Source organism: Bordetella ansorpii (assembly GCF_900078705.1).
Lineage (GTDB): Bacteria > Pseudomonadota > Gammaproteobacteria > Burkholderiales > Burkholderiaceae_B > Bordetella > Bordetella ansorpii_A.
Genome location: NZ_FKIF01000010.1, coordinates 722,968 through 729,427, shown reverse-complemented (window position 1 = coordinate 729,427; position 6,460 = coordinate 722,968). Strand labels below are relative to the sequence as shown.

The window sequence follows — 6,460 nt, the reverse complement described above, 5'->3', positions numbered from 1 at the left end:
ACCTGCAGGCCGATGACGTGCACGGCTACAGCGTGGTGCTGGCGGGCGGCGGCTACCCCTGGCGCCATCCGGACTGGCTGGGGCGGCCCTGGGAAGAGTCGGTGATCTACGAAGCGCACGTGGGCCTGTGCGGCGGCTTTCTGGGCTTGGCCGAGCGCCTGCCCGACCTGGCCGCGATGGGCTTCACGACGGTGGAACTGATGCCCATCGCCGACTTTCCCGGCGCGCGCAACTGGGGCTACGACGGGGTGCTGCCATACGCCCCGGACCGTGCCTATGGCTCGCCCGAGGACCTGAAGTACCTGGTCGACACCGCCCACGGCCTGCGCATGAGCGTGCTGCTGGACGTGGTCTACAACCACTTCGGCCCGGACGGCAATTACCTGTCGCGCTATGCACCGGAGTTCTTCCGCGACGACCTGGAGACGCCATGGGGCGCCGCGATCGACTTTCGCCGCCCCCAGGTGCGCCGGTTCTTCCAGGACAATGCGCTGTACTGGCTGACCGAATTCCGCCTGGACGGGCTGCGGCTGGACGCCGTGCATGCCATCGAGGACGAAGGCTGGCTGCCCGAACTGGCGCGCAACATCCGCCGCGTGGTGCCGCCGCCACGCCACGTGCACCTGGTCCTGGAGAACGACGACAACTGCGCCGACCTGCTGCGCGCCGGCTACGACGCGCAGTGGAACGACGACGCGCATCACGTGCTGCACCATCTGCTGACCGGCGAGCGCCAGGGCTATTACCAGGACTACGCCGACGATCCGGCCGGCAAGCTGGCGCGCAGCCTGGGCACGGGCTTCGTCTACCAGGGCGACATCCCGCCCACGCGCGGAGCACCGCGCGGCCAGGACAGCAGCGGCCTGCCGCCCACCGCCTTCGTCAATTTCCTGCAGAACCATGACCAGATCGGCAATCGCGGCTGGGGCGAACGCCTGACCGCGCTGGACGGCGTGGACCCCCACGCCCTGCGCGCCGCCGTCGCCGCGCTGCTGCTGGCCCCGCAGATTCCGCTGGTGTTCATGGGCGAGGAATGCGGCGCCCGGGCACCCTTCCTGTATTTCACCAGCCACGGCGATCCCGAGCTGGCGCGCGCCGTGCGCGAAGGCCGGCGCGCCGAGTTTCCGGCCTTCTCCGGCAGCGAGGCCCATCCCGTGCCCGATCCCAACGCGCCTGGCACCTACGACCGAAGCAGCCCATGGCCGTCGCCGGACGACAAGGACGCCAGCGCCTGGCGCGATTACTACCGGGCGCTTCTGCAGGTCCGCGCGCGATTGATCGCGCCGCGCTTGATGGGCGCGCGCACCCAGGGCGCGGCGGAACTCGGTTCCCACGCGGTGCGCGCCGCCTGGCGCATGAACGATTGCGCCGTGCTCACGCTCTACCTGAATCTGCACGCCCGCGACGAGCAGGCCCTGCCTGCCGCGCAACGCCCCTCGGCGCAGGCCACCCTGGTGTTCGAAAGCATGGCCGGCGCGGCGCAGGCGCTCATCGACGGCACTCTGCCGGCCGCCACCGCCGTCTGGATGATCGAGGAAAGCGATGACTGACGCCGCGCGTGCGACGGGCGCGCTATCCGAGCTGGCGGAACAGGCGGGGATCCAGGAGCATTGGACCGACGCCGGCGGCAACCGCCAGCGCGTCTCTCCCGACACCTTGCGCGCCATCCTCCAGGCGCTGGACTTGCCTGCCGGCAGTCCCGAACAGTTGCGCGACAGCTCGGAACGGCTGAAGGCGCAGGCCGGCGAGGCGGGTTCCCGGCACGAACCCTGGGTGGACTGCCTGCGCGGCGATGCGGCCGAGGCTCCTCTGCTGGTCTGCGACGCGGGTGCCACGGTCCACGTGGCGGCGGGCGGCGCGCTCCCCTATCGCATCGATTGCGAGGACGGCACCGTGCAGCAGGGCCGCCTGGAGGGCACGCCCGGCCAATGGCGCTTCACCGCGCCGGCCCGGCCCGGCTATCACCGCCTGCTGGTGGGCGAGCGCTGCACCACACTGGCCGTGTGTCCTGCCCGCGGTCCGAGCATGGACGCGCTGACCCCCCGGCGCCCGCATCGTCCCTGGGGCATTGCCGTGCAGATCGGCAGCCTGCGCCAGCGCGACGGCGCCTGCCCGACCCTGGGCCATGGCGACTTCGGCGCGCTGGCCGCCCTGGCCCGCACGGCGGGCAAGCTGGGCGCCGATGCCCTTGCCATGAGTCCCGCGCACGCCATGTTCAGCGCCCTGCCCGAGCGCTACAGTCCCTACTCGCCGTCCAGCCGCCTGTGCCTGAATGTGCTGTACGCCTGCCCCGCCGCCGTGTTGGGCGCGGACGCCGTGCGGTACGCCATGCACGACCTGAGCATGCAGGCGGCGCGCCTGGAAGACGCCGACCTGATAGCCTGGCCGCAAGCTGCGGCAATGCGGCTGCGCGTGCTGCGGCGCCTGCACGCGCAGTTCGGCCAGATGCCCCGGGCGCTGCAAGCGCGCCATGCCGCCTGGCGGCAGGCGGCCGGCCCTTCCCTGCTGTCGCATGCCGTGTTCGAGGCCATGCAGGCCGAGGCGGTCGAGCGCGAGCTGCCGCCCGCCCGGTTGCCGAATCATCCCGGCGCGCACGGCATCCAGGCCTACGCCGACACCCACGCGCGCGAGGTCGACTTCCACCTGTTCGCCCAGTGGCTGGCCGACGACAGCCTGCGCCAGGCGCAGGATGCGGCGCGCCAGAACGGCATGGGCATCGGTCTGATCGCCGACATGGCCGTGGGCTCGGCCACCGACGGCAGCCAGGTCTGGGCCGATCCCCGCGCCTATCTGGCGGGCATGACGGTGGGCGCGCCGCCCGACCTGTACAACGCCGCCGGCCAGTCCTGGGGCGTGACCTCGTTCGCGCCCCACATGCTGCGCCCGACCGGCTACCGCGCCTTCCTCGACACGCTGCGCGCAGGCCTGCGCCACGCGGGCGGCGTGCGCATCGACCACATCCTGGGCCTGTCGCGCCTGTGGACGGTGCCGCCGCAGGCCGGGCCCGCCGACGGGGCCTACCTGCGCTATCCGCTGGACGACCTGCTGCGCCTGGCCGCCCTGGAGGCCCACCGGCACGGCGCGTTGATCGTGGGCGAAAACCTGGGCACCGTCCCGGAAGGCCTGAACGACAAGCTGGAGCAGCGCGGGCTGCTGGGCACCGAGGTACTGTGGTTCCAGCGCGATCATCCGTCGGGACGGCAACGCGGCAAGCCCGCGGTGTTCATGCCGCCGCGCCGCTGGTCGGCGCATGCCCTGGCCATGCCCACGACGCACGACCTGCCCACGCTGCACGGCTGGTGGCAGGGGCGCGACATCGACTGGCGCGTGCGCCTGCAGGACGTGCCTGAAGAAGAAGCGGCAGCCGCCCGGCAACAGCGTGCCGAAGACCGCGCCGTGCTGTGGCAGGCGTTGCAGGAGGCCGGCGCGGCCGATCCCGGCGGCCCGCCCGCCCAGGCCCCCGTGGCCGCCATGCTGCGGTTCGTGGCCCAATCGCCCGGCGAACTGATGCTGGCGCCGCTGGAAGACCTGTACGGCCTGGACGAGCAACCCAACATCCCCGGCACCATCGACGAACACCCGAACTGGCGCCGCCGCCTGCCCGAAGAGCCCGCGCGGCTGGCCGAACACCTGGGCGCGATGAAACGCGTCGAAGCCATACGACAGGGAAGAAAACGCGGATGACTGCCTCACGCCCCCCCTTCAAGACGGAACCCGCGACATGAGCCGCCCCCATCGCGACGGCGCCCCGCGCGCCACCGTGCGGCTGCAACTGCACAAGGACTTCACGCTGGACCACGCCCGCGCCCAGGTCGATTACTACGCGGACCTGGGCATCAGCCACTTCTACCTGTCGCCCGTCACGCGCGCGCGGCCGGGCTCCACGCATGGCTACGACGTCGTCGACCATGGCGAGGTCAATCCCGAGCTGGGCGGCGAACCGGCGTTGCGCGCGCTGGCCGACGCCCTGCGCGCGCGCGGCATGGGCATCCTGCTGGACATCGTACCCAACCACATGGCGACTCATTGGGACAACGCCTGGTGGCGCGACGTACTGACCCACGGCCGGCACAGCGCCTATGCCGACTGGTTCGACATCGACTGGCACGATCCCGATCCCTGGCTTTCCGGCCGCCTGCTGGCCCCGACCCTGGGCCGCCCGTATCTGGCCGCGCTGCAGAACGGCGACATCCGCCTGACCTGGGACGAGGCGGGCCAGATCTACGTGATCGAGGCCGGCGGCCGCTACCCCGTGGCGCCCGGCACCCTGGAACGCCAGGCCGTCCCGGCGCAGACGCTGGCTGCCCATGATCCCCAGACCGAGGCGGGCCGCGCCGCGCTGCACGCCTTGCTGAGCCGCCAGCATTACCGGCTGGCATGGTGGCCGACCGCGGCCGACCAGATCAACTGGCGCCGTTTCTTCGAGATCAGCGACCTGGCCGGGGTACGCGTGGACCGCCCCGAAGTGCATGCCGCGGTCCACGCCCTGGTGCTGCGCCTGTATGCCGAGGGCGTGATCGACGGGGTGCGCATCGACCACATCGACGGCCTGGCCCAACCCGCCATGTACTGCCGCCGCCTGCGCGCGGACTTGCGCCACGCGGGCCAGCAAGGCGGCCGCGCCCAGCCCGAACCCTATATCGTGGTCGAGAAGATCCTGGCCGAGGACGAGGCCCTGCCCAGCGGCTGGCAGACCGACGGCACCACCGGCTACGACTTCATGGAAGACGTGAACGCCGCGCTGCACGACGCCGCTGGCGTGGCCGTGCTGGAACAGGGCTGGCAGGCCTTCAGCGGCGACTCGCGCACGCCCTCGGAGCAACTCGAAGCCGCGCGCCGCCTGATGCTCGCGCGGCATTTCTCGGCGGAAAATGCCGCGCTGGTGCGGGTGCTGGCCCGGCTGGCCCGACTGGATCCCTCCACCTGCGACTGCCCGCCCCAGTCCATCTCGCGCGCACTGGTGCCGTGGCTGGTGGCCTTTCCCGTGTACCGCACCTATGGCGAAGGCGGCAGCGCCACGCGGGCCGATCTGGCCTATTGCCAGGCCGCGTCCCTGCGCGGCCAGCGCATCATGGAAGACGCGCGGCAGGAACCCGACGAAGCCGCCGACCGGATCGCCGACCGGCTGCTGGGCTGGCTGGCCTTGCCCCCCGGCGCCGACGACACCCCCGAATCCGCGCGCCTGCGCCGCCGCGCCCAGAACCGCCTGCGCCACCTGACGCCGCCGCTGGCGGCCAAGGCGCTGGAGGACACCTACTTCTACCGGCGCGGCACGCTGCTGTCGCGCAATGAGGTCGGGGCGTCGCCTTATGTGCATGCCCTGGCGCCTCAGCCGTTGCACGAACGCCTGATGCGCCGTGCCCAGGCGCATCCGCAGGCCCTGCTGGCCACCGCCACGCACGACCACAAGCGTGGCGAGGACGTGCGCGCCCGGTTGGCCGTGCTGAGCGAGATGCCGCAGCCCTGGCTGGCGTTCGCGGGTTCGTGGGTCGCGCGCGCCGCCGTGCTCGACGCCGACGCCCGCGGCCCCGCCGGCCCCGTGCCGCAGCCCGGCGACCTGTACATGCTGCTGCAGACCCTGGTCGGCGCCTGGCCGCCCGCGCTGGCCCCGACCGATGCGGACGGTGTCCACGCCTTCTGCGAGCGCGTCGGCCAGTGGCAGACCAAGGCCCTCAGGGAAGCCAAGCTGGACAGCAACTGGTATGTGCCGGACGAGGCTTATGAGGCGGCCTGCGGCGCGGTGCTGCAGGCGCTGTCCCGGGCGGCCCGGTCGCCCGCCGGCGGGACGGCCTCGCACGGGCTGCTGCGCGATGTCGCGCAATGGGCCGGGCGCCTCACGGGACCCGGCATGCTGAACAGCCTGGCGCAGGCCACCCTGCGCCTGACCGCCCCTGGCGTGCCGGACCTGTACCAAGGCACCGACCGCTGGGATTTCAGCCTGGTGGACCCGGACAACCGCCGCCCGGTGGACTATGCGGTCCGGCGGGCGGCGCTCCAGGCCACCGATCCGGGCATGCTGGCGTCGGCGGATCCGGCCATCTGGCAGGACGGCCGGATCAAACAGGCGCTGGTGCACCGCCTGCTGGCATTGCGGGCGGAAAGAAACGAACTGCGGCGCGGCACGTACCACCCGCTGGCCGTCGAAGGCGCGCGCGCGGAACATGTCATCGCATACGCGCGCCGAGGTTCACGGGGCGCCACCCTGGTGATGGCGGCGCGCGCCTGCGCGGCGCGCATGACGGGTACGGCGCCGGACGGCGCACCGCCCGCGCACGGGCGGATCGACGCCACCTGGTGGCGGGACACGCGCATTCAATTGCCCGCCAACCTGACCACGGCGGGCTTGCGCGACGCCTTGGGCAATCTGGCATTGCCGGCGTCCACCCGGACACTGGCCGTCGGGGATCTGCTGCGCACACTGCCCGTCGCGGTCCTGGTGTCCCGCTGATCCCGGAAGGGC

General features: G+C 72.3%; 3 protein-coding genes. All 3 read left to right on the top strand.

Annotation, left to right across the window (positions count from 1 at the left end):
* The coding region (gene treZ / locus A6745_RS27560) for a malto-oligosyltrehalose trehalohydrolase (RefSeq protein ID WP_066134773.1) at positions 1 to 1,550 on the top strand (1,550 nt) is incomplete at its 5' end.
* Entirely contained in the window at positions 1,543 to 3,684 is a 2,142-nt protein-coding gene (gene malQ, locus A6745_RS27555; RefSeq protein ID WP_066134770.1) for a 4-alpha-glucanotransferase, read from the top strand. The genes treZ and malQ, both read left to right, overlap by 8 nt.
* Positions 3,685 to 3,721: 37 nt before the next feature.
* A complete protein-coding gene (gene treY / locus A6745_RS27550) occupies positions 3,722 to 6,448 on the top strand; it encodes a malto-oligosyltrehalose synthase (RefSeq protein ID WP_066134767.1) in 2,727 nt (908 codons plus the stop codon).
* The last annotated feature ends 12 nt before the right edge of the window (positions 6,449 to 6,460 follow it).

Coding starts and splice junctions, on each gene's coding strand:
- malQ (WP_066134770.1), top strand. CDS start 1,543: ATGACTGACGCCGCGCGTGCGACGGGCGCGCTATCCGAGCTGGCGGAA.
- treY (WP_066134767.1), top strand. CDS start 3,722: ATGAGCCGCCCCCATCGCGACGGCGCCCCGCGCGCCACCGTGCGGCTG.